18 protein-coding genes and 1 pseudogene are annotated in these 22,885 nt (G+C 68.6%); 3 read left to right on the top strand and 16 right to left on the bottom strand.

Going from position 1 to position 22,885, the window contains the following annotated elements; translation table 11 throughout:
- Window positions 1-3: 3 nt before the first annotated feature.
- The 12 genes and pseudogenes from nirD to AABF56_RS33520 all read right to left on the bottom strand — a co-directional run bounded on the left by nirD (window position 4) and on the right by AABF56_RS33520 (window position 14,517).
- Window positions 4-333, bottom strand: a complete 330-nt coding sequence (gene nirD / locus AABF56_RS33575) for a nitrite reductase small subunit NirD (protein WP_272808962.1) — start codon at window positions 331-333, stop codon at window positions 4-6.
- An 11-nt stretch (window positions 334-344) separates the two neighbouring features.
- Complete coding sequence (gene nirB / locus AABF56_RS33570; protein ID WP_272808961.1) at window positions 345-2,795, bottom strand: nitrite reductase large subunit NirB; 2,451 nt, start codon at window positions 2,793-2,795, stop codon at window positions 345-347.
- A gap of 16 nt (window positions 2,796-2,811) precedes the next feature.
- Window positions 2,812-4,038, bottom strand: coding sequence for an MFS transporter (locus tag AABF56_RS33565; protein ID WP_272808960.1), 1,227 nt, complete (start codon window positions 4,036-4,038; stop codon window positions 2,812-2,814).
- Window positions 4,039-4,351: 313 nt separating this feature from the next.
- Window positions 4,352-5,563, bottom strand: coding sequence for a CmpA/NrtA family ABC transporter substrate-binding protein (locus AABF56_RS33560; protein ID WP_272808959.1), 1,212 nt, complete (start codon window positions 5,561-5,563; stop codon window positions 4,352-4,354).
- On the bottom strand, window positions 5,560-6,174 hold the full coding sequence (locus tag AABF56_RS33555; protein ID WP_272808958.1) for an ANTAR domain-containing response regulator: 615 nt from the start codon (window positions 6,172-6,174) through the stop codon (window positions 5,560-5,562). The genes AABF56_RS33560 and AABF56_RS33555 overlap by 4 nt, the downstream gene beginning before the upstream one ends.
- A gap of 652 nt (window positions 6,175-6,826) precedes the next feature.
- On the bottom strand, window positions 6,827-7,924 hold the full coding sequence (locus AABF56_RS33550) for a pyridoxal-phosphate-dependent aminotransferase family protein (protein ID WP_272808957.1): 1,098 nt from the start codon (window positions 7,922-7,924) through the stop codon (window positions 6,827-6,829).
- Window positions 7,914-8,711 (bottom strand): ABC transporter ATP-binding protein, encoded by a 798-nt coding sequence (locus tag AABF56_RS33545; RefSeq protein ID WP_272808956.1) that lies wholly within the window; start codon window positions 8,709-8,711, stop codon window positions 7,914-7,916. Before AABF56_RS33545 ends, AABF56_RS33550 begins: the two co-directional genes overlap by 11 nt.
- Window positions 8,708-9,553 carry an ABC transporter ATP-binding protein gene (locus AABF56_RS33540; RefSeq protein ID WP_336314408.1) on the bottom strand — a complete coding sequence of 282 codons (846 nt, stop codon included), beginning with the start codon at window positions 9,551-9,553 and terminating at the stop codon, window positions 8,708-8,710. Before AABF56_RS33540 ends, AABF56_RS33545 begins: the two co-directional genes overlap by 4 nt.
- A gap of 180 nt (window positions 9,554-9,733) precedes the next feature.
- Window positions 9,734-10,540: pseudogene (locus AABF56_RS33535) on the bottom strand (ABC transporter permease); the annotation flags it as partial.
- A complete protein-coding gene (locus AABF56_RS33530; RefSeq protein WP_272808955.1) occupies window positions 10,537-11,526 on the bottom strand; it encodes an ABC transporter permease in 990 nt (329 codons plus the stop codon). The pseudogene AABF56_RS33535 and the gene AABF56_RS33530, both read right to left, overlap by 4 nt.
- Before the next feature lie 359 nt (window positions 11,527-11,885).
- Window positions 11,886-13,496: an ABC transporter substrate-binding protein gene (locus AABF56_RS33525; protein ID WP_272808954.1), complete on the bottom strand. Its 1,611-nt coding sequence runs from the start codon at window positions 13,494-13,496 to the stop codon at window positions 11,886-11,888.
- 178 nt (window positions 13,497-13,674) lie between these two features.
- Window positions 13,675-14,517 (bottom strand): LysR family transcriptional regulator, encoded by an 843-nt coding sequence (locus AABF56_RS33520; RefSeq protein WP_272808953.1) that lies wholly within the window; start codon window positions 14,515-14,517, stop codon window positions 13,675-13,677.
- Window positions 14,518-14,685: 168 nt separating this feature from the next.
- Between AABF56_RS33520 and ctaD the strand changes: the two genes are divergently transcribed.
- Window positions 14,686-16,281 carry a cytochrome c oxidase subunit I gene (gene ctaD, locus AABF56_RS33515; RefSeq protein WP_272808952.1) on the top strand — a complete coding sequence of 532 codons (1,596 nt, stop codon included), beginning with the start codon at window positions 14,686-14,688 and terminating at the stop codon, window positions 16,279-16,281.
- Window positions 16,282-16,356: 75 nt separating this feature from the next.
- Here the strand turns inward: ctaD and AABF56_RS33510 are convergent, their stop codons facing one another.
- Window positions 16,357-16,962 carry a TetR/AcrR family transcriptional regulator gene (locus AABF56_RS33510; RefSeq protein ID WP_272808951.1) on the bottom strand — a complete coding sequence of 202 codons (606 nt, stop codon included), beginning with the start codon at window positions 16,960-16,962 and terminating at the stop codon, window positions 16,357-16,359.
- A 147-nt stretch (window positions 16,963-17,109) separates the two neighbouring features.
- Between AABF56_RS33510 and AABF56_RS33505 the strand changes: the two genes are divergently transcribed.
- The gene (locus AABF56_RS33505; RefSeq protein ID WP_272808950.1) at window positions 17,110-17,478 is read left to right on the top strand and encodes a DoxX family protein; all 369 of its coding nucleotides are present in this window, start codon (window positions 17,110-17,112) and stop codon (window positions 17,476-17,478) included.
- A 22-nt stretch (window positions 17,479-17,500) separates the two neighbouring features.
- The gene (locus tag AABF56_RS33500) at window positions 17,501-18,922 is read left to right on the top strand and encodes an MFS transporter (RefSeq protein WP_272808949.1); all 1,422 of its coding nucleotides are present in this window, start codon (window positions 17,501-17,503) and stop codon (window positions 18,920-18,922) included.
- A 19-nt stretch (window positions 18,923-18,941) separates the two neighbouring features.
- On the opposite strand, the gene AABF56_RS33495 is transcribed toward AABF56_RS33500, so the two are convergent.
- The 3 genes from AABF56_RS33495 to AABF56_RS33485 are packed head-to-tail and all read right to left on the bottom strand — an operon-like array spanning window position 18,942 to window position 22,685.
- Window positions 18,942-19,991, bottom strand: a complete 1,050-nt coding sequence (locus AABF56_RS33495; RefSeq protein WP_272808948.1) for a glutathione synthetase — start codon at window positions 19,989-19,991, stop codon at window positions 18,942-18,944.
- Between the two features lie 10 nt (window positions 19,992-20,001).
- A complete protein-coding gene (locus AABF56_RS33490; RefSeq protein WP_272808947.1) occupies window positions 20,002-21,855 on the bottom strand; it encodes a flavohemoglobin expression-modulating QEGLA motif protein in 1,854 nt (617 codons plus the stop codon).
- Window positions 21,852-22,685, bottom strand: coding sequence for an N-formylglutamate amidohydrolase (locus AABF56_RS33485; protein WP_272808946.1), 834 nt, complete (start codon window positions 22,683-22,685; stop codon window positions 21,852-21,854). The genes AABF56_RS33490 and AABF56_RS33485 overlap by 4 nt, the downstream gene beginning before the upstream one ends.
- Between the last annotated feature and the right edge of the window lie 200 nt (window positions 22,686-22,885).

The raw sequence follows: 22,885 nt of genomic DNA, 5'->3' as shown, positions 1-22,885 counted from the left end.
GGCCTACTCCGCCGCCGCCATCAGGCGTTCCAGCGCGATGAACAGCGCCCCGTCCTCGTTGCGCAGCGGGATGGTCCTGACCGCCCCTTCGTCCGCGCCGAGCGCGTTGCCGGTCTCCAGCGAGATCACCCAGTTGTGCAGCGGGCAGGTGACGGCCTTGGCATGCACGATGCCCTGCGAGAGCGGCCCGCCCTTATGCGGGCAATGGTCCTCGATGGCGAAGACCTCGTTTTCCGCCGTGCGGAAGACGGCGATCTTCCCCTCCGGCGTCTTCACGCAGCGCGCGCCGCGCAGGGGAATGTCGGCGATGTTGCCGATGGGAAACCAGGTCATGTCCGTGCTCCTCATTCCGCGGCCTCGCCGTAGCCGATGGTCGCCATCGGCCTGAATTCGTGTTTGTCCTTGCCGGAGACCCGCTCCGACCAGGGATCGACCTGCGCGAATTTCTGGGAGAAGACGAACCGGTCGTAGAAGGCCTTGCGCTTGTCGGCGTCGCCCATGATCTGGCGGCGGATCTCGTCGAGGCCGATGCGCTTGGCCCATTTGTAGATGCGCTCCAGATAGCGCGCCTGCTCGCGGTACATCTGCGTCAGTGCCACGATATGCTCCAGCGCCTCGTCCTCGGTCTTGACGAGGCCGAGCACCTCCGTGCCCTTGATGTCGAGGCCCGCGGCGCCCGCGAAATGGATCTCGAAGCCCGAATCGACGCAGACGATACCGATGTCCTTGCAGGTCGCCTCCGCGCAGTTGCGCGGACAGCCGGAGACGGCCATCTTCAACTTGGCCGGCGTCCAGGAGCCCCACATGAACTTCTCGATGCGGATGCCGAGCCCGGTGGAATCCTGCGTGCCGAAGCGGCACCAGTCGGAACCGACGCAGGTCTTCACCGTGCGCAGGCCTTTGGCATAGGCCTGCCCCGAGATGAAGCCGGCCTTGCCGAGATCGGCCCAGACGGCGGGCAGGTCCTCCTTTTCGATGCCCAGCAGGTCGATGCGCTGGCCGCCCGTCACCTTCACCAAGGGTATCTCGAACTTGTCGACCACATCGGCGATGGCGCGCAGTTCGTGCGCATTGGTGACGCCGCCCCACATGCGCGGCACGACGGAATAGGTGCCGTCCTTCTGGATGTTGGCATGCACGCGCTCGTTGATGAAACGCGACTGGTAGTCGTCGGCATATTCGTCGGGCCAGTCGCAGACGAGGTAATAATTGAGGGCCGGCCGGCACTTGGCGCAGCCGCAGGAGGTCTTCCACTCCAGCTCCTGCATGACGGCGGGAATGGTCTTCAGCCCCTTCGCCTTGATCAGGCGGCGCACGTCGTCATGGCCGAGATCGGTGCAGCCGCACAGGGGCTGAACGGCGGCGGGGTTGTAGCTGTCGCCCAGCGTCAGCGTCATCAGCTGCTCGACGAGGCCGGTGCAGGAGCCGCAGGAGGCGGACGCCTTGGTGTGGGCGCGCACGTCGTCGAGCGAGGCCAGGCCCCTTTCCGTGATCGTCGAAACGATCTTCCCCTTGCAGACGCCGTTGCAGCCGCAGATTTCCGCATCATCCGGCAAGGCTGCAACGGCCGCCATAGGGTCCAGCGGGGCGCCCCCCTGATAGGCCTGGCCGAAGATCAGCGTCTCGCGCATCTCGGAAATGTCGGTCTGCTTCTTCTTCAGGTCGTTGAACCAGGCGCCATCGGCGGTCTCGCCGTAAAGCACGGTGCCGATGATGCGGTTGTCCTTCAGCACCAGCCGCTTGTAGACGCCGGCCGAGGCATCGCGCAGCACGATTTCCTCGCGGTCGTTGCCATCGGCGAAATCGCCGAGCGAAAAGAGCTCGATGCCGGTGACCTTCAGTTTCGTCGGCGTATCGGAATGCACGAAGGCGGCCGAGCGGTCGCCGGCCAGATGCGCGGCGGCGACGCGCGCCATCTCGTAGAGCGGGGCGACGAGGCCGTAGACCATGCCGCCCACTTCCGCGCATTCACCGAGCGCCAGGATGCTGCCGTCCGAGGTCTGCATGCCGTGATCGACGACGATGCCGCGGTTGACGGCAAGGCCCGCCTCCCTGGCGAGGCTCACGCTCGGCCGGATGCCGACGGCCATGACGACGAGCGTGGCGGGAATGACGCGGCCGTCGTCCAGCGCGATGCCCTCGACCTTGCCGTTGCCGACGATGGCCCTGGTGTTCGCCTTGCAGATGATCCTGATGCCGCGCCCTTCCAGCTCCCTTTGCAGGAGATAGCCGGCGGCGGGGTCGAGCTGGCGGTCCATCAGCGTCGGCATGACGTGCAGCACCGTGACGTCCATGCCGCGGCCGGCAAGGCCGGCGGCGGCTTCGAGGCCCAGCAGGCCGCCGCCGATGACGACGGCCTTTTCGCGCGACTGGGCGGCGAGCAGCATGGCCTGCACGTCGTCGAGGTCGCGATAGGTGATGACGCCGCGCATGTCGTTGCCCGGCACGGGCAGGATGAAGGGCACGGAGCCGGTGGCGATGACCAGCTTGTCGTAGCGTTCCGTGACGCCGTGATCGGAGGTGACGGTCTTCGCATCGCGGTCGATGGCGACGATGCGGTGGCCCTTGTAGAGCGTGATGCCGTGCTTGATGTACCAGCCGTCGCCGTGGATGATGATCTCCTCATACGCCTTCTCGCCGGAGAGGACGGGCGAGAGCATGATGCGGTCGTAGTTCACCCGCGGCTCGGCGTTGAAGATGGTGACCTCGTACCGGCCGGGGGCCTTTTCGAGGAGGTGCTCCAGCATGCGCCCGGGGGCCATGCCATTGCCGACGATGACGAGTTTCTCGGTCATGGGATTTTTCTCAACGTTACGCGGCGACGGCGGAGACGGAGGGGCGCTCCATCTGGCGAATGGAAAGATGCATCCAGAGGAGCGAGACGGCGACGACGGCGAAGAGCAGCAGGAAACAGGTCGACCACAGGCCGGTCGCGTCCTTCAGCAGGCCGAAGGCGATGGGCAGCACGAAGCCGCCGAGCCCGCCGACCATGCCGACGACCCCGCCGACCGGGCCGACGGCATCGGGGTAATAGGCCGGAATGTGCTTGTAGACCGCCGCCTTGCCGAGGCTCATGACGAAGCCGAGCACGAAGACGGTGACGATGAAGACGGCGGGCGTGACGCCCGACGGCAGCGACAGGACGAGCGTCGCGACCGCGGAAATGCCGAACATCCAGTACATCACGGCGCGCGCACCCTTGCGATCCGAAAGCATGCCCCCGAGCGCGCGAAAGATGCTGCCGGGGATGGAATAGGCCGCGGCGACCATGCCGGCGGTGGCGATATCGAAGCCGTAGACGCCGACGAGGTAGCGCGGCAGCCAGAGCGCCAGCGCCACGAAGCCGCCGAAGGCGAAGAAATAATAGAGCGAGAAGCGCCAGACCTGCGCCTTCTTCAGCGGCGCGAATTCCTGCATGAGGCTGCGCTTCGGCGCCTTGCCGTCGCGGCGATTGCGGAAGGCCGGGTCGTCGCTGGTGGTGAACCAGAAGAGGCAGGCGGTGAGGATCAGCGCCGCCGCCCAGATTTCCGCCACCATCTGCCAGCCGGCGGCGACGAGCACGAAGGGTGCGAGGAATTTCGTCAGCGCCGCGCCGACATTGCCGGCGCCGAAGATGCCGAGCACCGTGCCCTGCTTTTCCGGCGGGAAGAAGGGCGAGACATAGGCGACGCCGACCGCGAAGGACCCGCCGGCAAGGCCGACGCCGAGCCCGGCGAGCAGCATCTGCGGGAAGGTCGCGGCATGCGAGAGCATGAGCGTCGAAAGCGCCGCCGCCAGCATGGTCAGCGTATAGACGAGGCGGCCGCCGTAACGCGGCGTCCAGACGCCGAGCAGGATGCGCACCAGCGAGCCGGTGAGGATGGGCGTGCCGACGAGGAGGCCGAACTGGGCTTCGGTGAGCCCGAGGTCTTCCTTGATGCGGATGCCGATGATGGCGAAAATCGTCCAGACGGCGAAACAGATGGTGAAGGCGAAGGTGGACATCCAGAGCGCGACGGCAGGTTCGCGCGGGGACAGGGGCTGCTTGATCTTTGACATGGCGTCTCCGTGGCCCGACAAGGTCGTGCCGCTCCATCTTTGGGGGTGAAAAACAAAAAGCCGCTGGCCAGGTTCTTTTCGCGCGACACGAGGGAGGCCATGTGCGCGAAAAACCCGATCAGCGGCTTTGCTGGTGGCGCCCGTCGTTGGACGCCGATATCGTGGCCCGAAGGCCTACGGAGAGAAAAGCAATCCGCGTGCCAAGTCGGCAAGCGATTGATTTAATTCATTTCCTGGAAGACCGCATGCCGGCATGCGCATAGGCCGTCGGCAAAGCGGCGCCAAATTTTGTGCAGTGCGCATAAAATAGGCGCTAGCGCGATTGCGCTGCGATATAGCCGTCGACGTCGTCGGGATCGAAGCGCCCGCCGTCGAAGAAACCGTCTGGGCCGAGCGTCAGCGCGCCGGAGGAGCCGACGGGCGTTTCCGCGGTCAGCGCGCCCTCCACCTTGGCGCTCGCCGAGGGCATGGCGATGCCGAGCGCCTTCAGCGCCGCGCGATAGACATCCGGGCGATAGGTCTTGGCGGCGACCTGGCGGTTCGCCTCGGTATGCGCCACCTGCCGCCAGCGGACCATCTGGGTGTAGAACCACAGCGCATGGCTCTTCCAGGGGAAGGTGGCCGCCTTGGCCTGCGGCACGAAGAAATCGCCGACCGTGCGCACCGCGCCGCCGCCGACCGGCAGGACGCCGGTGAGGGCCGGCAGCAGGAGGTCCGGTTCGCGCCCGACATAGGCGGGCAGCGCCAGCAGCGAAGCGAGTTCCGCGTGGTTGCGCGGATCGCCGCACCAGAGCGAGGCGTGGTGCAGCGCGACCAGCAGGGCGGCCAGCGCCTCCGGGTTCGCCTCGCCCCAGCCCGCATCGACGCCGAGCACCTTTTCCGGGCTCGATTTCCAGATCGCGGCCTTGACGGTGGCAAGATGCGCGTTGCGTTTCAGGACGCCGAACGTGTTCCACGGTTCGCCCGCGCAATAGCCGTCGATGAGCCCTTCGGCGAGCGCATCGCCCATATCCGGCGGCGGCAGGACGAGGATGTCGATCTCGCGGTCCGGATCGATGCCGCTCGCCGCCAGCCAGTAGCGCAGCTCGTAATTATGCCCGGAATAGGGATGCACGACGCCGAAGCGCAGCGGCTCGCCCCTGCGCCCGTCGATGACCCGGCGCAGCGCAGCGCCGTTTTCGCGCGCGTCGAGGTCGGCGGTCGCGCCCGCCTCGGCCATTGCCTGCCAGAGCGCCGCCGAGACCGTGACGGCGTTGCCGCCGAGGCCGAGTGCCATGGGCACGATCATCTTCGGGGCCGGGGCGGAAAGGCCGAGATTGCAGGCAATCGGCATGGGGCCGAGAATATGGGCGACGTCGAACTGGCGGACGGCGAGGCGATCGCGGATGCTCGCCCAGGAGCGCTCGCGCACCAGCGTGAGGTCGATCGACTGCGCCGCGGCAAAGCCCTTCTCCTTCGCGGCGACGAGGAGGGCGCTGTCGAGCAGCGGCACGAAGCCGGCGGTGATGGCGTGGCGCGTCGTCATGTCTTCACTCCCGGATCGGGCGCTCCCGGATCGAGCAGGCTCGCCGCCGTGACGAGGCTTTGGGCGATCTCGGCGATCTTGCGGTTCTGGTTCATCGCCGTGCGGCGCAAGAGCGCATAGGCCGCCTCCTCGGACAGCCCGCGCGAGCGCATCAGGAGGCCCTTGGCGCGGTCGATCACCTTGCGGTTCTCCAGCACGCTGCGCGTCTCCTCCAGTTCGCGGGCAAGGCGGGAGAAGGCGTTGAAGCGGCTGATCGCCATTTTCAGGATCGGCCGCACGCGCTCCTGCTTCAGCCCGTCGACGATATAGGCCGAGACGCCCGCCTCCACCGCCGCCTCGATGGAGGCCTCGTCGGACTTGTCGACGAACATGGCGATGGGGCGCTGGATGGCGCGCGTCAGCTGGAAGATGCTCTCCAGCATGTCGCGGTTGGGGTTTTCCAGGTCGATGACGATGACGTCGGGATTGAGCTCGGCGATGCGGCGGGCGAGGCCCTGCATCTCCTCGACCACGGTCACGGCATAGCCGGCATCGCGCAGCCCCTCCTCGATGATGGCGGCGCGGATGCGGTTCTCGTCGATGACCAGTACGTTCAGTGCGCCCGGTTGCATGTCCCCACCGTGTCGGCGTGAAGGTTTCCCGCAGATGCCTCCGAATGGCCGGGAAAATCAAGCCGCGAAGGGGCCAAAAAAAATGGGCCAGCGGAAACCGCGGCCCATGAAGTGTGAAGGTCAAAAACCTCCAGAGGGGAACAGCTGATGCGGCGGCACTGGGAGGAAAACCGCCGTGTGCATCAACTGGGGGCACTATGCGATTTTTTTGACCATATGGGAAACATTTATTGTGCAATGCAGCTATGCAAATGCCGCGTTGCTTCTGCCGGCGGCGCGGCGTGCCCGATTTTTGCGCAGGCGTGTCGGATGGCGACGGCAGCAGCACGCCGCCCGCCTGGCGCGCACCACTACCCCCGGTGCCACCAGGGCGCACAACGGTGCCGTTTCCCCCTTCTCCCCCACGGGGAGAAGGTGGCCCGAAGGGTCGGATGAGGGGGTAAGCACGCCGTCTTCCGCCTGCGCCGCCCCCTCATCCCGCTGCCGCGACCTTCTCCCCGCGGGGGAGAAGGGGCAGGAGGCACGCTTCCAGTTCCCTATGCGATTGCCCTGCCGGCGCCCCCCCGCACAGCGTGCCGCCCGGCGCCAGCGATTTGCCCGTTGCAGCGGCTGGACCTCTTCAACCGCGCAGTGCCGATTTCCTCGAACGGCTTCAATCCGCGCCGTAATGCGCGGCGACAGCCGCGGCCGCGGCGGCAAGATCCGCCGGGGCGCCGCATTTCTGCAGGGCGATGCCATAGGCAAGCACATTGCCGAGCACGCTATCGAAGCGCGCGCGGCGGCCCGTATGGTTGAGCCTCACCAGGCGCGCGGCGCCGGGGCCGATGCCGGCGGACAGCTCCATGTCGAGCGGCACGGCGGCGGCAAGAAAGGTCTCGGGATCGACGGCCTCGGGCAGCACCGCGGTGGTGACGAGATGGGACGCCCGGCCGAAATCCGCCCAGGAACGGGCGCCCAGCGCAAGGAGGCCGTCGCGCGCCGCCGCCGCCGCCCGGACATGGCGGGCGAGCACGGCTTCCGCCCCCTCCGCCTCGAAGCGGTCGAGCGCGGCCTCGAGCGCGAAGAATTCCAGCGGCGCCGCCGTGCCGGGAAGCGCGCCGCGCCCGCTGTCGAGCCAATCCCGGCGGTCGAGCAGGGAAAGCGTCGAGCTGCGCCGCCCGCCCGCCGCCGAAATCAGGGCCCAGGCCGCCTGGCTGACCGACAGCGCCGAGACGCCGGCCGGCCCGGCCAGCGATTTCTGCGGGCCGATCACCGCGATGTCGATGCCGAGCGCATCGACGTCGAGCGCATGCCCGCCCACCGAGGCGACCGCGTCGACGATCGTCACGATGCCGCGGGCACGGGCCGCGGCGGCAATCTCCGCCAGCGGATTGAGCACGCCGTTCGCCGATTCGGCATGGCAGAGGATGACGGCCTTCACGTCGGGATGGGCATCGAAGGCCGCCTCCACGCTTTCGATATCGATGGGCCGGGCGGGTTCGGCCGAAAGCGTGACGACGTCCGCGCCGCCGCGCCGCAGCCAGTCGCCGAACCAGGCGCCGAACGGGCTGGTGACGATGTTGAGCGCCGTCAGCCCCGGCCGGGCGATGCTGGTCGCCACCGCCTCCAGCGCCACGACGGCCTCCGTCTGGAAGAGGAGGATGTCGTTGCGGGTCTTCAGGATGCGGGCGAGCCGGTCGGCGAGCGGGCCGAGGCGGTGGGGCGGGAAATCGGGGACATCGTTCAGGGCGTTCCAGCGGTCAGCGGCCATCGGGGCTTTCCTTGCTTTCCTGGGGTAGGAGGCGCGGCACGGCGCGGATGAGGGCGCGGGCGGCGGGCGATTGCGGATCGGCGATGACGCGGCCCGCCGGCCCGCATTCGACGATGCGCCCGGCCTCCATCACGGCGATGCGGTGGGAGAGCGCGCGCAGCACGGCAAGATCATGCGAGACGAAGAGATAGGCGATGCCGCGCTCTTCCTGCAGCGTGGCGAGCAGGTGCAGGATGCGTTCGCGCACCGAGACGTCGAGCGCCGAGACCGCCTCGTCCAGCACGATCAGCGCCGGGCGCGTGGCGATGGCGCGGGCGATGGCGACGCGCTGGCGCTGGCCGCCGGAGAGGTCGCGGACCGCGCGGCCGGCATAGGCGGCGGGCACGCCGACACGATCGAGCAGGGCCGCGATCTCGCGCGGGCGCTCACCCTTCGGCACCACGGCGTGGATGCGCAGGGGATCGTCGAGCGCGTCGGCGACGGTGGCGCGCGGATTGAAGGCGCCGGAAACGTCCTGGAACACCATCTGCATGCGGGCGCGGCGGCGGCGCAGGTCCGCGCCCGAAAGGGCGAGCCAGTCCTCGCCGGCGAAGCGCACGCTGCCGCCATCGGGCGGCATGAGCCGGGTGAGGATGCGCGCCAGCGTGGACTTGCCGCTGCCCGAGGCGCCGGCAAGGCCGAGCGTCTCCCCCGCCGCAAGGCTGAGCGAGACATCGCGCAGTGCCTCCACGGTGCGGCCGCCGGAGGAAAAGCGCTTGCCAAGATTTTGCGCGACGAGAAGGCTCATGCGCGGATCTCCCCGACCAGCGGTGGGGAGGCAAGGTCGCGGTGGCTGGCGACCAGCATCTTCGTATATGTTTCGCGCGGTGCGGCCAGTACAGCCGCCGCCGGGCCGGTTTCGACGAGCGCCCCGTCCTTGAAGATCGCCACCCGGTCGGCGAAGCCGGCGGCCAGCGCGATGTCGTGGGTGATGAAGACGAGCGTCATGCCCGCCGCGCGCACCAGTTCGTCGAGCAGCGCGACAATCTCCGCCTGCACCACCATGTCGAGCGCGCTGGTCGGCTCGTCGGCGATGACGAGGCCCGGGCGGGCGGCGAGCGCGGCGGCGATCGCCACGCGCTGGCGCTGGCCGCCGGAGAGCTGGTGCGGATAGGCGGCGAGCAGCTTTTCCGGCTCGGGAAGGCGCACCCGCTCCAGCATGTCGAGCGCGCGGGCGCGGGCCTCGAGCCGGGAGAGGCCGAGATGCCGGCGCGCGCCTTCGGCCACCTGCTCGCCGATCGTCAGCACCGGGTTGAGGCTGGCGGAGGGGTCCTGCAGCACGAAGCCGAGATCGCGGCCGGGAAGCGGCGCGGCGCCCGCCGCCCAGTGCACCGTGCCCTCCACCTCGGCCCCTTCGGGCAGGAGCCCGGCCAGCGCCCGCGCGAAGGTGCTCTTGCCCGAGCCGCTCTCGCCGATGATCGCCAGCCGCTCGCCGGCGCGGATCGCAAGGTCGAGGTTCGTCAGGGCTGGTGTCTCCTGGTCGCGATAGGTGACGGAGAGATCTTGGGTTTCGCACAGCACATCTTCCTGCCTTCGTTGAGCAGGACGATCGCTTTCAGTGCCGGCACCCCCCTCTGCCCTGCCGGGCATCTCCCCCTCAAGGGGGGAGATTGGATGGAGGGCCGTTTCACCTACCTCCGGCGCTTCCGGTTGAGCAGGGTTCCCGCCGCTTGCCGATCTCCCCCCTTGAGGGGGAGATGCCCGGCAGGGCAGAGGGGGGGATTTGCCGGCGCGCCGTGGTTTCTTCCTCTCGGCACTCGCTTCCCCCGCAAGCGCATTGGTCAGCCCCTCGCTGAGCAGGTAAACGCCGACCACCGTGGCGACCAAAGCGAGGCCGGGGAAGATCGACAGGAAGGGCGAGGAGCGCAGGACGTTGCGCCCTTCGGCGATCATCGAGCCCCAGGTGACGACATTGGGATCGCCGAGGCCGAGGAAGGAGAGCGCCGCCTCCGTCAGGATGGCGGTGGCGACGATGATGGCCGAGAGCGCCAGCACGGGGGGAAGCACATTGGGCAGGATTTCGCGCAGGGCGATCTCCACGGGATGCATGCCGGCAATACGCGCGGCGGCGACATAGTCCCGCCCGCGCACGGACAGCACCTCGGCACGGGTGAGCCGCGCGGGATCGGCCCAGGCGCCGAGCGCGATGGCCAGCACCACGACCGGCACCGAGGCGCCGACGACGCTGACGAAGGCGAGCGCCAGGAGGAAGCTCGGCACGATCTGGAAGGCATCGACCACGCGCATCAGCGCCTCGTCGGCAATCCCTCCGGCAAAACCCGCCGCAAGCCCCACCGAAAGGCCGATCGCCAGCGCCGCCAGCGCCGCGGCGAGGCCGACGAAGAGCGAGGTGCGCGCGCCGTGCACGATGCCGGCCAGGACGTCGCGGCCGAGCCGGTCGGTGCCGAGCGGAAAGGCGGGATCGGTGAAGGGCGCCGTCAGCGCCCGGCCGGCGATCTTCAGCGGATCGCCGGGGAAGAGGACGGGCGCGAGAAGCGCGAGAAGCGCGAGCAGGACGAGGATGGCAAGGCCGGCCGCCGCCTCCGGCCGGCGCAGCATGTCGCCGACAAGTTTCATGCGCCGCGCTCCGCGGCGCCGACGCGCGGATCGAGCGCGGCATAGACGATGTCGACGAGGAGGTTGACGAGGATGACCAGCACGGCGCTCACGACGATGATGCCGCAGAGCAGCGCCGCATCGCGCCCGCTCACCGCCTCCTGCGCCAGGCGCCCGAAGCCGGGAATGGCGAAGATGCTCTCGATGACGACGCTGCCGCCGAGCATGGCGGCCGCCTGCAGGCCGAGCATGGTGACAAGCGGCAGGAGCGCATTGCGCGCCACGTGGCGCAAGACGATGCGGGCACGCGAAAGCCCCTTGGCACGGGCGAAGAGCACGAAATCCAGCCGCCAGATGCCGGCCATGCCGGCGCGCATGACGCGCAGGAACAGCGCGGTGTAGATGAGCGCCAGCGTGCCGACGGGCAGGACGAGATGGGCCGCGATGTCGGCGGCGCGGGAAAGGCCCGTGCGGCCGGAGGCGATCGTCTCGATGCCCGAGGTGGGCAGCCAGCGCAGTTGCACGGCAAAGACGATGGCGAGCACCAGGCCGAGCCAGAAGCCCGGTATAGCATAGACGACCAGCGAGAGGGTGGAGAGCAGCCGGTCGCGCAGGCTGCCCGGCCGCGCGCCGGCGAGGATGCCGAGCGTGGAGCCGAAGGCGAAGGCGAGCGCGATGGCGCTTCCCATCAAAAGCAGCGTGTTCGGCAGGCGCTCGATGATCAGCCCGAGCACCGGCCGGTCGAAGGCGACGGACCAGCCGAGATCGAGCCGGGCGAGCGCGGAGAGATAGAGCCACAGCCGCGCCGCCATGGACTGGTCGAGCCCGTAGGCCTGCCGCAGCGCCCCGGCGATCGCCGCATCCCCGCCGCCGATGGAGAGCAGATAGGCGTCGACCGCATCGCCCGCTGCGGTCTCCAGGAGCAGGAAGGTGAGGATGACGACGATCAGCAGGACGGGAACGCTGCTGAGGGCACGGCGCGCGGTGAGGCGGAGGGCGCGGGTCACGGGGGGCGCCGTTGGGTTGCGGGCGTGGGGTGGAGCGAGCGCGATAATGCCCTCCGGCTTGCCGGCGGTCTCCGGCCCGAGGCAAGGGTGTCGCATATGGCACCCCCCTCTGCCCTGCCGGGCATCTCCCCCTCAAGGGGGGAGATGCCCGGCAGGAGGCAAGAACCTTGCTCAACCGGTAGCGCCTGAGAGGGGCGAAACAGTGCTCCATCCAATCTCCCCCCTTGAGGGGGAGATGCCCGGCAGGGCAGAGGGGGGTAGCGAACTCCACTGTTCATATGCGGTCACCCTGCCTTGCCGGAGGGATGGCCGGCTGGCCGGAGGGAGGATCCAAGACAACGCCCGTCATGGCCCCGCCGTCACGTCTTGAGCGCGGTATCGGCCCAGTTCGACACCGCCCAGCGCGGGTTGCTGGCGACGTTGAGCACGCTGTCGCGCGCCACCGTGATGAAGCCCCATTCGGCGACGTTGATCAGCGGCAGGTCGGCGGCGACCAGTTTCTGGAACTGGCGGTAGAGCGCGGTGCGGGCCGCCGTGTCGATCGTCTCGGCCGCCTTTGCGATGACGGCGTCGAGCTCGGCATTGGCATAGCCGCCCTGGTTGGAGAAGCCGACGCCGGCCGGAATGCCCGACTGCACGAGGATGGTCGTGGAGATCGCCGGATCGCCGCGGAAGACCGGCGGGGCGACGGCAAGGTCGAAATCGTGGTCGGTATAGACGGCCTTCTGGTGCGCGGCCGAATCCGCGTTCACCAGTTCCGCATCGATGCCGATGGCGGCAAGCGCCTGGCGGAGATAGTCGCCGAACTGGCGCGTCTCGTTGAAATAGGGCGCGGGGCGCAGCTTCAGCGTGAAGCGCGTGCCGTTCGCATCCTTCGCATAGCCGGCCTCGTCGAGCAGGGCATTGGCCTTGGCGATATCGAAGGCATAGGCCGGCACGGCGGCCTCGTAGAATTGCGGCGCGTTCTTCGGCACCGGGCCGGTGGCGGCTTCGGCATAGCCGAGGAAGATGGTGTCGACGACGAAGGTCTTGTCGATGGCGTGGGCGATCGCCTGGCGCACCTTGAGGTCGGCGAGCTCCTTGCGGCGATGGTTGATCTCCACGACGAGCTGGTAGGTCAACGCCTCGTAGCCCCTGGTGACGACCGCAAGGCCCGGCACCTTGGAGATGCGGTCGAGATCGGCGAGCGGCACGGCGGAGAAGGCGGCGAGCTGGATCTCCTCCGCCTCCAGCGCCGCGCCCGCCCCGGCGCGGTCCGGCAGCACGCGGAAGATGATCTCGTCGAGCTTCGGCTGGTCCTTGTCCCAATAGGCCTCGTTGCGCGTCAGGCGGTAATATTCACCCGGCTTGTATTCGGCGAAGCGGAAGGGGCCGGTGCCGACGAGCTGGGTGTTCGCCGGGTTCGTCGCGATATCCGTGCCCTCGTAGAGATGCTTCGGGATGACGCTGCTGACGACCGGCAGGGCGTTACGGATGAGCTGGAGCGGCGTGGGCCTGGAAAAGCGGAAGATGGCGGTGGCGGCATCCGGCGTTTCGACGGCCTCGAGATGGGCGAAGACGATGCGGCCGAGATTCTGCAGCGGCTTCCAGACTTCAAGTGCCGAAAAGGCGACATCGGTGGAGGTGAAGGGCTTGCCGTCGTGCCAGGTCACGCCCTCGCGCAGGCGGAAGGTGACGGAAAGGCCGTCGTCCGATCCTTCCCAGCTCGTCGCAAGGCGCGGCGACAGTCCGTCCTCGCCCGCAAAGGCGGCCTCGGCCAGCGGCTCGATAACCTTGCTGGCGACGAAGAACACGCCGTTGGAGGCGACGATCGCGGGGTTGAGGTTCTTCGGCTCGGAATCGGCCGCCACCACCAGCCGGCCGCCGGCAGGCGCGCTCTCGGCAAGGGCGATGGCCGGCAGCGCCGTCGAGGCGAGAAGGGTGGCCCCGGCCTGCAAGAACGAGCGCCGGGTTGGGTTCGCGATCAGCATCTTTGTCTCCTGCGGTCAGCGTCTGCTGCCGATATTGGCGGCGATTCGCCGGTTAACATAGGCAGGAAATTCTTCTCTTGCCGTCGGCAACAACAAAATCTTGTCCGGGTGACATTCCGCCGCCGCATGCCCGTTGCGGGCGGCGGCAAATCGCGCTGCCGGGCTGCCTGCCGCTGCGTCAGGGCGAAACCTGCCTGAGGCCGCGAAGGGCCTCCTCCACGTCGCGCCGGGCCCCGGCCGCCTCCGGATAGACGGCATAGGCCGGATAGGGGAATTCGGGTGCGTCCTCCACCCGTTCGAGCTCGCCCGCCGCCAGATGCGGCGCGACCGTTCCCTTGCGGAAATAGCCCATGCCGCCGGTGCGCAGGATATAGTGGAGGGCGAGCGGGCCGAAATCCACCTTCAGCGCCGGCTCGGCAAAGCCCGCCGGCCCGAAGCCGCCCTGCCCGGCAAAGCGCGGCCCCCAGTCGACATGCACATAGTCCGGCGCGCCGCTCTCCTGCGGGCCGGCCGGCCTGCGCACCAGCACGAGCCGTTCCTCCTCCACCAACTCGACCTTGAAGCCCGGCATCAGCTTCGGCGCATAGAGCACGGCGATGTCGAGCACGCCGGTGCGCAGCTGTTCCAGCAGCTGGTCGGGCATGCCGACGGCGGCGTGGATGGCGATTTCGGGGCAATTGCCCTTCATCCAGACCAGCCAGTCGAGCAGCAGCGGGTTCCACAGGCTCATCTCGCCGCCCACCGCCACGACCGATGTCCGGCCGGGCGGCACGGTGAGCTGCTGGCGCGCCCGCTCCCAGACCTGGACGAAGGATTGCGCGAAACGCTCGAATTCGCGGCCGGCCGCCGTCAGCGCCGCGCCGTTGCGCGTGCGCACGAAAAGCTTGCGCCCCAGCGCCTCCTCCAGCGTGCGGATGCGCGCGCTCACCGTCGTCTGGGTGACGTGCAGCCGCTCGGAGGCCTTCAGGAAGCTGCCGGTATGGACGATCTCGAGGAAGGTGCGCGCCCGGTCGATATCCATGAGGCTCCTCATTGAGTGCAATTATTTTGTCTTCATACAGCATTTAATTCCGTTTGCCTTCTTTCTTCCCGCCGGCCCACACTCCTTTCAGGCAACAGGGCCGACAAAGGCGGGGAGAGGTGCCGGCTCCCCCGCCGCACCCGGCCGCACACAGGAAAGGCGCATGCGATGTCCGAACACACCGTCGGCGAAGCGGAACACCGGCCGGGCCTTGCCGCCCGCTGGCTGTTCTCCACCAACCACAAGGACATCGGCACGCTCTACCTCCTCCTCTCCATGCTGTCGGGCATCCTCGGCACCGGGCTTTCGGTGGCGCTGCGCATGGAGCTGCAGGCGCCAGGCCTGCAAGTCTTCTCCGATCCCGGCGTCTTCAACGTCGTGGTCAGCGCGCACGGGCTGGTGATGATCTTCTTCGTCATCATGCCGGCGCTGATCGGCGGCTTCGGCAACTGGTTCATCCCGATCATGATCGGCGCGCCGGACATGGCCTTTCCGCGCATGAACAACGTGTCGTTCTGGCTGCTCGTCGCCTCGCTCGCGATGTTCGTGCTGTCGATGTTCGTGCCGGGCGCCGCCGGGGTGAACGGCCATGGCGGCGGCTGGACGCTCTATCCGCCCTATTCGAGCGACGGCCAGCCGGGGCCGGCGGTGGATTTCGTCATCCTGTCGATCCACCTGTCCGGCGCCTCGTCGATCCTCGGGGCGATCAACTTCATCACCACGATCCTCAACATGCGCGCGCCGGGCATGACGCTGCACAAGATGCCGCTCTTCGCCTGGGCGATGCTGGTCACCGCCTTCATGCTGCTGTTCTCGCTGCCGGTGCTGGCGGGCGCCGTCACCATGCTCATCACCGACCGCAATTTCGGCACGACCTTCTTCCAGCCGGCCGGCGGGGGCGACCCGATCCTCTACCAGCACCTGTTCTGGTTCTTCGGCCATCCGGAGGTCTACATCATGATCCTGCCGGCCTTCGGCATCGTCAGCCACGTCATCTCGACCTTCTCGAAAAAGCCGATCTTCGGCTATCTCGGCATGGCCTATGCCATGGTGGCGATCGGCGCCATCGGCTTCGTCGTCTGGGCCCACCACATGTTCACGGTCGGCCTGTCGCTGGACTCGCAGCGCTATTTCGCCTTCGCCTCCATGGTCATCGCCGTGCCGACGGGCATCAAGGTCTTCTCATGGCTGGCGACGATGTGGGGCGGGTCGATCCGCTTCGCCACGCCCATGCTGTGGGCGACGGGCTTCGTGCTGCTCTTCACCATCGGCGGCGTCACCGGCGTGGTGCTCGCCAATCCGGGCATCGACCGCGTGCTGCATGATACCTACTACGTCATCGCGCATTTCCATTACGTGCTGTCGCTCGGCGCGGCCTTCGCCATCTTCGCCGCCTGGTACTACTGGTTCCCCAAGATGAGCGGCTACCGGATGAGCGAGACGCTGGGGAAACTGCATTTCTGGCTGACCTTCGTCGGCGTCAACCTCGTCTTCTTCCCGCAGCATTTCCTCGGCCTCGCCGGCATGCCGCGGCGCTATGCGGACTATCCGGATGCCTTTGCCGGCTGGAACCTCGTCTCCTCGGTCGGCTCCTACATCTCGGCCGCCGGCCTTGCCGTCTTCTTCTTCGCCGTCGCAGAAGCCTTCGCGCGCAAGCGCGTTGCGGGCGACAACCCCTGGGGCGAAGGGGCCGCCACCCTGGAATGGGCACTCTCCTCGCCGCCGCCCTACCACCAGTTCGCCGCGCTGCCGCTGATCCGCTAGCATTTCCAGCCGAAGCAAAGTCGCTTCGGCGTCGGACAATGCGGCAAACAAGGATCTAGGGCGGCAAGGCGGCTCTCAGACCTGGCCTTCGGGCCGCAGGAAGCGCCGGACCATGGTGGTGATCAGCGCCCGGCTCTCGTCGAAGCGGATGCCGGGCACCATCAGCGGCAGCATGGGGGCGGCGTCGACGATGGCGATCAGCATGGCGCTGGTGTGTTCCGGATCGAGCGCCGGGTCCACCTCGCCGCGTGCCTGGCCGGCCTTCAGCACCTGCGACAGGAGCGCGCGCACGCCGTCGGTGTTGCGGGCGAGGATGGCGCGCACCCGCTCGTTGCGCCCCGCTTCCGCCAGAAGCTCGAACAGGATGCGACAGTGGGCGGTGTCCTTCCAGCTCTCCATGCTCCAGATCTCCGAAAGCAGCACGGTCGCGGCATCGCCCGTCTCCCGCTGCCGGCCGAAGACGCCGTGCAGGCGCGCGAGGTATTCGTCCGCCATCTGCTCGACGATCGCCTCCTTGCTGGGGAAATAGTGGTAGAGATGGCCGGGGCTGATGCCCGCCTCCTTGCAGATCATCGAGACCGACGCGCCCTGCAGCCCGTGCCGCAGGAAGCAGCGATGTGCGGCCTCCAGGATCTCGTGGCGTTTGCCCTCGTGCTGCTCGGGAACAAGCTTGCGTGCCATGCGGCCTCCAAAATAGAATGATCGCTCTATCTATCTTGACGGAGCGGCGATCATAATTAGAATGAACGCTCAATCTATGGAGAAACCACCGCCCCGTCCAGCCTCGCGCCGCTGGAAAGGGCGGGCTTTGCCGAAAAGCGGAGTGTCATGTCCCAGTCGATCCTTTCCCCGTCCCTCTCCTCCCGCCTCGCCGCGCTGCTCGCCTGGCCGCTCGCGGCGTTCTTCCTGTTCGGCGCCTATGGCAACGCCTTCCTCTCCGCCGACAATGCGGCGGCCTATGAACGCTGGGGCTATCCGGGCTGGTTTCCCTACCTCACCGCCGCCCTTGAACTTGCGGCCGCCCTGCTGCTGATCCCCGTTGCCACGCGCCGCCCCGGCGCCGCGCTCGGCACGGCGGTCATGGCGGCGGCGACCCTCACCACCCTCATCAACCAGGATTATGCCCACACGACGGCCCCCGCCATCGTGCTGGTCGTCTCGCTTATCGTGCTGGCCGTCTCGCGCCCGCGCACCTGACCGTTTCCCCCGGAGCATTCCCATGAAAGAACCGCTGACATCGGCCGGCCCGGCCGATCCCTCGCCTGCGCCCGGCGCACACCTCGACACCTGGTCGGACCTCCTGTCCGGCCGCCATCTCGTCATCGTCGCCATCCTGGCGAGCGGCGTGCTGCTCTATGCGATGAACCTCTACTTCACCGCGGCCCTGATGCCCTCCATCGTCGCCGATATCGGCGGCCAGGCCTATTATGCCTGGGTGACGACCTCCTTCGTCGTCTCGGCCATCGTCGCCTCGCTCTTCGTCAGCCGCATGCTCGACTGGAAGGGGCCGGGGCCGGCCTATGTGCTGGCCTTCCTCGTCTTCGCGCTCGGCGCGGCCGGCAATGCCGCCAGCCCGACCATGGATCTTCTCATCGTCGGCCGCGTGGTGCAGGGGCTCGGCGGCGGGCTGCTCGCCGGGCTCGGCTATGCCGTGATCCGCGCGGCGCTGCCCGAGCGGCACTGGGCGCGGGGAACCGGCGCCGTCTCGGCCATGTGGGGCCTCGGCACGCTGTTCGGGCCGGCGCTCGGCGGCATCTTCGCCGAGCTCGGCCTCTGGCGCTGGGCCTATGGGGCGCTCGCCATCGTCGCGCTGCTCTTCGCCCTTCTCGCGCAGCGCGCCTTTGCCGGCATGGGCGGTTCGCCGCACCGTACGCCCGTGCCCGTCGCATCGCTCGTGCCGCTGGTGCTTGCCACCATCGCCATCAGCCTCAGCGCCATCGTGCCGATCGGCTGGCCGACGCTGGCGACCGTCGGCGCCGGCCTCTTGCTTCTCGTCCTCTTCGTGCTCGTCGAGCGGCGCGCGCGCAACACCATCCTGCCGCGCATCACCTACCGGCGCGGCAATGCGCTGAAATGGGTCTATCTCACCGTCGCCGCGCTCAGCGCCGGCGTCATGGTGGAGACCTTCATCCCGCTCTTCAGCCAGCAGCTCGCCGGCGTCAGCCCGCTGGTCGGCGGCCTGCTCGGGGCGGTGCTCTCGCTCGCCTGGGTCATCGCGCAGCTCTTCGTCGTGTCGGTGACGTCGCCCGCCGGCCGGCGCCGCGCCGTGCGCGCCGGGCCGCTGCTGCTGACGGCGGGCCTCATCGCCTACGGCCTGTTGCAGGTGGACGGCGCCGGCACGGGGCTGGTCGCCGCCTGGGTCGCGGTGCTGGCGCTGGCCGGCGCGGGCATCGGCCTTGCCTGGCCCCTGCTCGGCGTTGCCGCCATGCGCAGCACGCACGACCCGGCCGAGGGCGGCAAGGCGGCCGCGGCGATCACCACGACCCAGCTCATCGCCTTCTCCGTCACCTCGGCGCTTGCCGGCACGCTGATGGCGGCCGGCGGGGACGTGGCGGTCGATGCGGCGCGCTATGTCGTGCTCGGCATCGCACTCCTGACGCTGCTCGGCATCCTCACCGCCGGCATCGCCACCCGGCGCTGAAACGGGAGAGGCACGCCGCTCACAGCGTGGCGAGCCGGCTGTTGTCCAGCCGGCCGCCATAGGCCGCGCGCATGGCGATCTTGTCCTCCAGCGCGGCGATGACCGTGTCGGAGAAGTTGGTCTCGTAGAGCTGCGCCAGATTGCCGAGCCCGCCTGGCGTGAAGACATTGATCTCCAGGATCTTGTCGCCGACGATGTCGAGGCCGACGAGGAACATGCCGTCCTCGACGAGCTTCGGGCGCACCGCCTCGACGACGGCGAGCATGGCAGGCGTCACCTCCACCGGCGCCGGTCCGCCGCCGACATGCACGTTGGAGCGGATCTCGCCCTTGGCCGGCACGCGGCGGAAGGCGGCGTATTTGCCGTCGCGCATCAGCGGCCGGCCGTTCATCACGAAGAAGCGCACATCGCCCTCGCTCGCCTCCGGCATGAAGCTCTGGGCGATGAGATAGCCCTCGCCGCTCACCGCCTCGAAGATCTGGTTGAGGTTCTGGTCGTCGGGCGAGGCGACCTTGAAGACGTTCTTGCCGCCCGAACCCTGCAGCGGCTTGATGATCGCCCCCTTTTTCTTCTCCCCGGCGATGAAGCCGCGAATCTCCTCGATGCTCTTGGAGACCAGCGTGGCCGGACGCACGGAGGGCGGGAAATCCTGCAGGTAGAGCTTGTTCTGCGCCTTGGCGAGGCCGGCCGGATCGTTGACGACCAGGGTGCCCCGCAGCGCCGCAAGCCGCCCGAACAGCGCCCCGGCATGGGCCGCCCAGGGCCGGTCCGTCACGTCGAGCGAGGGGTCGTTGCGCAGGAACAGGACGTCGATCTCCGCGACGTCGAAGATGCGCGTCTCGGTATTCTCCCCCTGCAGGTCCTTGTGCAGCGTCTCCGGCTTCTTGTAGCCCGAGGAGGGCAGCACCAGCCCGCGCACGGCAAGGCTGTCATCCGCGCGCAGCACGAAATCGCCGGGCGTGACGTAGCAGATCTCGTGGCCGCGGTTGAGCGCGGCGAGCGCCAGCGTCGTCGTGGTGAACTGCGGGGTTTCGTCGGCGATCGAGTTGACGAAGAAAGCGATGCGCATGAGAGCCTCCTCAGGCGATGAGATCGAGGGGTGAAAGGCCAGCGCGCAGCCGGGCAAGGCGCTCCTGCGCGCCCTTGGCGGTCAGGAATTGCGGCGTCAGGCGCGGCGCCTTGAGCAGGCCGCGCAGGCTGAGCTCCTGCATGACGGCGAAGTGGCGGGCCGCGATCTTGCCGAGCCAGAACGGCTCGAGATCGCCGCCGCCGCGCAGATGCGCGAGGATTTCCAGGAGGCCGCGCAGGTAGACCGCATCCTTGGCAAGCCCGCCGCCGCGGTGGAGGCGAAGCGCGATGTTGAAGGCGCCGGACGGGGCAAAGCCATGCTCGCGCACCAGCAGCCGGTAGGTTTCCACGAAACCCGCCCCGTCGAGCATGGCGGCACAGGCGACCACCCGCGCGGCGATCAGCCGGAGGCGGGCCGTCGTCATGCCGCCGACGAGATATTCCGCCAGAACCGCCAGCCCCTCCTGCGCCCCCTCGTAGCCGGCAAGGCCGGAACGGAAGAGCCGCAGCCCGTGGCCAGAGCCGTTGCAATAGGTCAGGAGATGCACGCCGACCTCGTGGCTCAGCAGCGCCTCGACCCGCTCGCGCGCCATCGTCGTGGTGCGGGCGATCAGCAGCCGGTCGCTCGACACCATCAGCCCGGGCGGAAGGTCGTTGCGCACCTCGACGCTCGGCGCGAAGGCGGAGAACTGCGCGCTGTAGCGGTCGATCATCGCGCGCGCCCGCCGCTCGACATAGCGATGGTCCACCTCCGGCGGGGCGGCCTTGCGGCCGGGTTTCGCGGTCGCCTCCAGGATATCGCCGGCGACCTTCGCCAGACGGCCGTCGACGGAGCCGTAGAGCGCGCGGCTCATCTCGACGAAGCGGGCATCCTCGCGGGCGGCGAGCATGGAGAGCTGGAGGTCCAGCTCCTGCTGCTTTTCGCCGTAGAGCCGTTCCAGCACCGGATCCTCGAACCGGTCGAGGTCAATGGAGAACAGCGCCTTCTTGCGCGCGGCGATATCGATGGCGAGCGGGCGGTAGAGAAAGGTCGGCGCGCGCTCGCAGCCGGCCGTGCGGAAGGCTTCGAAGGCCGCGTCGGCATTGATCGGCGTCACCGCGAGCAGGAAATCGAAGCTGGCGGCGATATCGTCCATGGCACGGTCGGCGCGGGTCACCGCCTCGACGAAGACGCGCCGGCCGAGCGCCCGGTGGGTGGCGGGCGCCAGCGCCGTCTCGGCGCGGGCGAACTGGCTTGCCGCGCGCAGCCCGGCATCGACCAGGTGGGCGACCAGCCGGCCCTGCAGCTCCGGATAGACGGCGCGCGAGGTCGGCACCCGGTAGATCGGCGCGACGCGCACGGTGAGCGTCGGGATATCCGGCAGGCGCCGGGCAAGGCCCGCATGGGGATCCTCGGCAAGTGTCGGCCGCGCGATGCGCGGCGCGCGGTAGCGGCCGTCGATCTTCTCCACCGCGCCGACGAAGGCCGACTGCGCGCGCTCCGCCGCCGCATCGGGCGAGGCCGAGACGCTGATCTCGAAGGGCGCGAGATAGGGCGTGTCCGCGGCCAGCTGGTCGCGTGCAAGCTCGCCGAAATCGAGCACGAGGAAGGCGCCGAATTCCTCGCGCATCCGTTCACCGACGAGGCGCACGATGGCCGCGGCGTCGGAGAGGTTGCCGGCCAGGAGATAGGCGGCATTGGCCATGGTGGCCGCGCGGGCGGCGGGAGCCGAGCGCCGGTTCACATGCACGGCGAGAAACGGCAGCGGGCGATCGAGGTGGAGCCGGCCGCGGCGCGGCAGGTCGAGCCGGACGGGAAGGCCGCGCTCCAGCGCGGCGGCGACCGCGGCGAGCGGGTCCGCCGCCTTGCGGGCACGCCCGCTCATGGCCCGCCCCCGCCCGGCATCGCCCGGAGAGCGCCTTCGAGCACCGGCAGGCTGGCGCGGATGGCGGCGCGAAAGGCATCGATCGCCTCCCGGTCCGGCGCGCCCGTCCACTCGTCCATGAAGATCTTCTTGAACTCCACGGCGATGGCGCAGCCGCGGCCGGGGAAATGCTGGTGCACGAAGCGCGTCTGCTCGCCCTTGCCGGCAAAGGCGACGTTTTCCCGGACATCGAGTTGCCGGCCGGGGAACGGCTGCTCGCGCAGACAGGCCATGAAGGCATCGACCACCGGCGCCCAGAACGCCCTGTCCATGGAGAAGGTGCCAATATTGATGTCCGGCGCCTCCGCCTGCGCGGTCGGCGGCCCGTCGGGGCCGGCCCGGCGATGGTTGTAGCTGTGCATGTCGAGGAGGACGAAGCGGCCATGCGCACGCTCCATGTCCAAAAGCACGGCCTTCAGCATGGCATAGTAGCCGTCGTGCTGGGCAAGCAGCGTCTCCAGCGCCTCCTGGCCGGGCGGCTCGGCCCAGATGTCGAGGCCCCAGGCCTGTTCCGGGCGCAGATAGACGGCGCCCTCGCGCGGCCGGTTCAGATCCACCTCGAAGCGCGAACGGTGGACGACGATCCGGTTGCCGATATCTTCGATGAAGGCGGCGGTGAAAGGGTCCTCCTCGCGCAGCCGGCCGGCGGCGTCGAGCTTCATGCGTGCTGCAAGGTCGCTGCGCAGCAGGTGGCCGTCGTGAATGGCGGTGCCGATGATCGGCGACTGGCCGCGTGCAACGCTCCAGAGCGCCCCTTCCCGCCGCCCATCGTTCTCGATCAGGTCCGTCATGCAGCCATAACGCGAAAGACGGATTCGGGTTCCCTTGCCGCCCGCCGGTCGGCGGAGAGCTGCTTGCACAGCCGTGCGAAATCCGGCGCGGGACCGATGGTGGGAATGGCGCTGCGATCCCGCGATTTCGCGCTTTTCCGGGGAAATTCATCACGCTGCGGCTTTGCACAGGGCGAAGAATATGCGCAAGTATGCACAAA

Source organism: Shinella sp. WSC3-e, from assembly GCF_945994535.1.
Lineage (GTDB): Bacteria > Pseudomonadota > Alphaproteobacteria > Rhizobiales > Rhizobiaceae > Shinella > Shinella yambaruensis.
The sequence above is the reverse complement of the archived record's forward strand: the minus strand, read 5'-3'. Positions and strand labels throughout refer to the sequence as shown.

Excerpts from the sequence above, each read along its gene's own strand:
- nirD (WP_272808962.1), bottom strand. The coding sequence starts at position 333 with ATGACCTGGTTTCCCATCGGCAACATCGCCGACATTCCCCTGCGCGGC.
- nirB (WP_272808961.1), bottom strand. The coding sequence starts at position 2,795 with ATGACCGAGAAACTCGTCATCGTCGGCAATGGCATGGCCCCCGGGCGC.
- AABF56_RS33565 (WP_272808960.1), bottom strand. The coding sequence starts at position 4,038 with ATGTCAAAGATCAAGCAGCCCCTGTCCCCGCGCGAACCTGCCGTCGCG.
- AABF56_RS33560 (WP_272808959.1), bottom strand. The coding sequence starts at position 5,563 with ATGACGACGCGCCACGCCATCACCGCCGGCTTCGTGCCGCTGCTCGAC.
- AABF56_RS33555 (WP_272808958.1), bottom strand. The coding sequence starts at position 6,174 with ATGCAACCGGGCGCACTGAACGTACTGGTCATCGACGAGAACCGCATC.
- AABF56_RS33550 (WP_272808957.1), bottom strand. The coding sequence starts at position 7,924 with ATGGCCGCTGACCGCTGGAACGCCCTGAACGATGTCCCCGATTTCCCG.
- AABF56_RS33545 (WP_272808956.1), bottom strand. The coding sequence starts at position 8,711 with ATGAGCCTTCTCGTCGCGCAAAATCTTGGCAAGCGCTTTTCCTCCGGC.
- AABF56_RS33540 (WP_336314408.1), bottom strand. The coding sequence starts at position 9,553 with ATGCCCGGCAGGGCAGAGGGGGGTGCCGGCACTGAAAGCGATCGTCCT.
- AABF56_RS33525 (WP_272808954.1), bottom strand. The coding sequence starts at position 13,496 with ATGCTGATCGCGAACCCAACCCGGCGCTCGTTCTTGCAGGCCGGGGCC.
- AABF56_RS33520 (WP_272808953.1), bottom strand. The coding sequence starts at position 14,517 with ATGGATATCGACCGGGCGCGCACCTTCCTCGAGATCGTCCATACCGGC.
- ctaD (WP_272808952.1), top strand. The coding sequence starts at position 14,686 with ATGTCCGAACACACCGTCGGCGAAGCGGAACACCGGCCGGGCCTTGCC.
- AABF56_RS33510 (WP_272808951.1), bottom strand. The coding sequence starts at position 16,962 with ATGGCACGCAAGCTTGTTCCCGAGCAGCACGAGGGCAAACGCCACGAG.
- AABF56_RS33505 (WP_272808950.1), top strand. The coding sequence starts at position 17,110 with ATGTCCCAGTCGATCCTTTCCCCGTCCCTCTCCTCCCGCCTCGCCGCG.
- AABF56_RS33500 (WP_272808949.1), top strand. The coding sequence starts at position 17,501 with ATGAAAGAACCGCTGACATCGGCCGGCCCGGCCGATCCCTCGCCTGCG.
- AABF56_RS33495 (WP_272808948.1), bottom strand. The coding sequence starts at position 19,991 with ATGCGCATCGCTTTCTTCGTCAACTCGATCGCCGACGAAACCCCGCAG.
- AABF56_RS33490 (WP_272808947.1), bottom strand. The coding sequence starts at position 21,855 with ATGAGCGGGCGTGCCCGCAAGGCGGCGGACCCGCTCGCCGCGGTCGCC.
- AABF56_RS33485 (WP_272808946.1), bottom strand. The coding sequence starts at position 22,685 with ATGACGGACCTGATCGAGAACGATGGGCGGCGGGAAGGGGCGCTCTGG.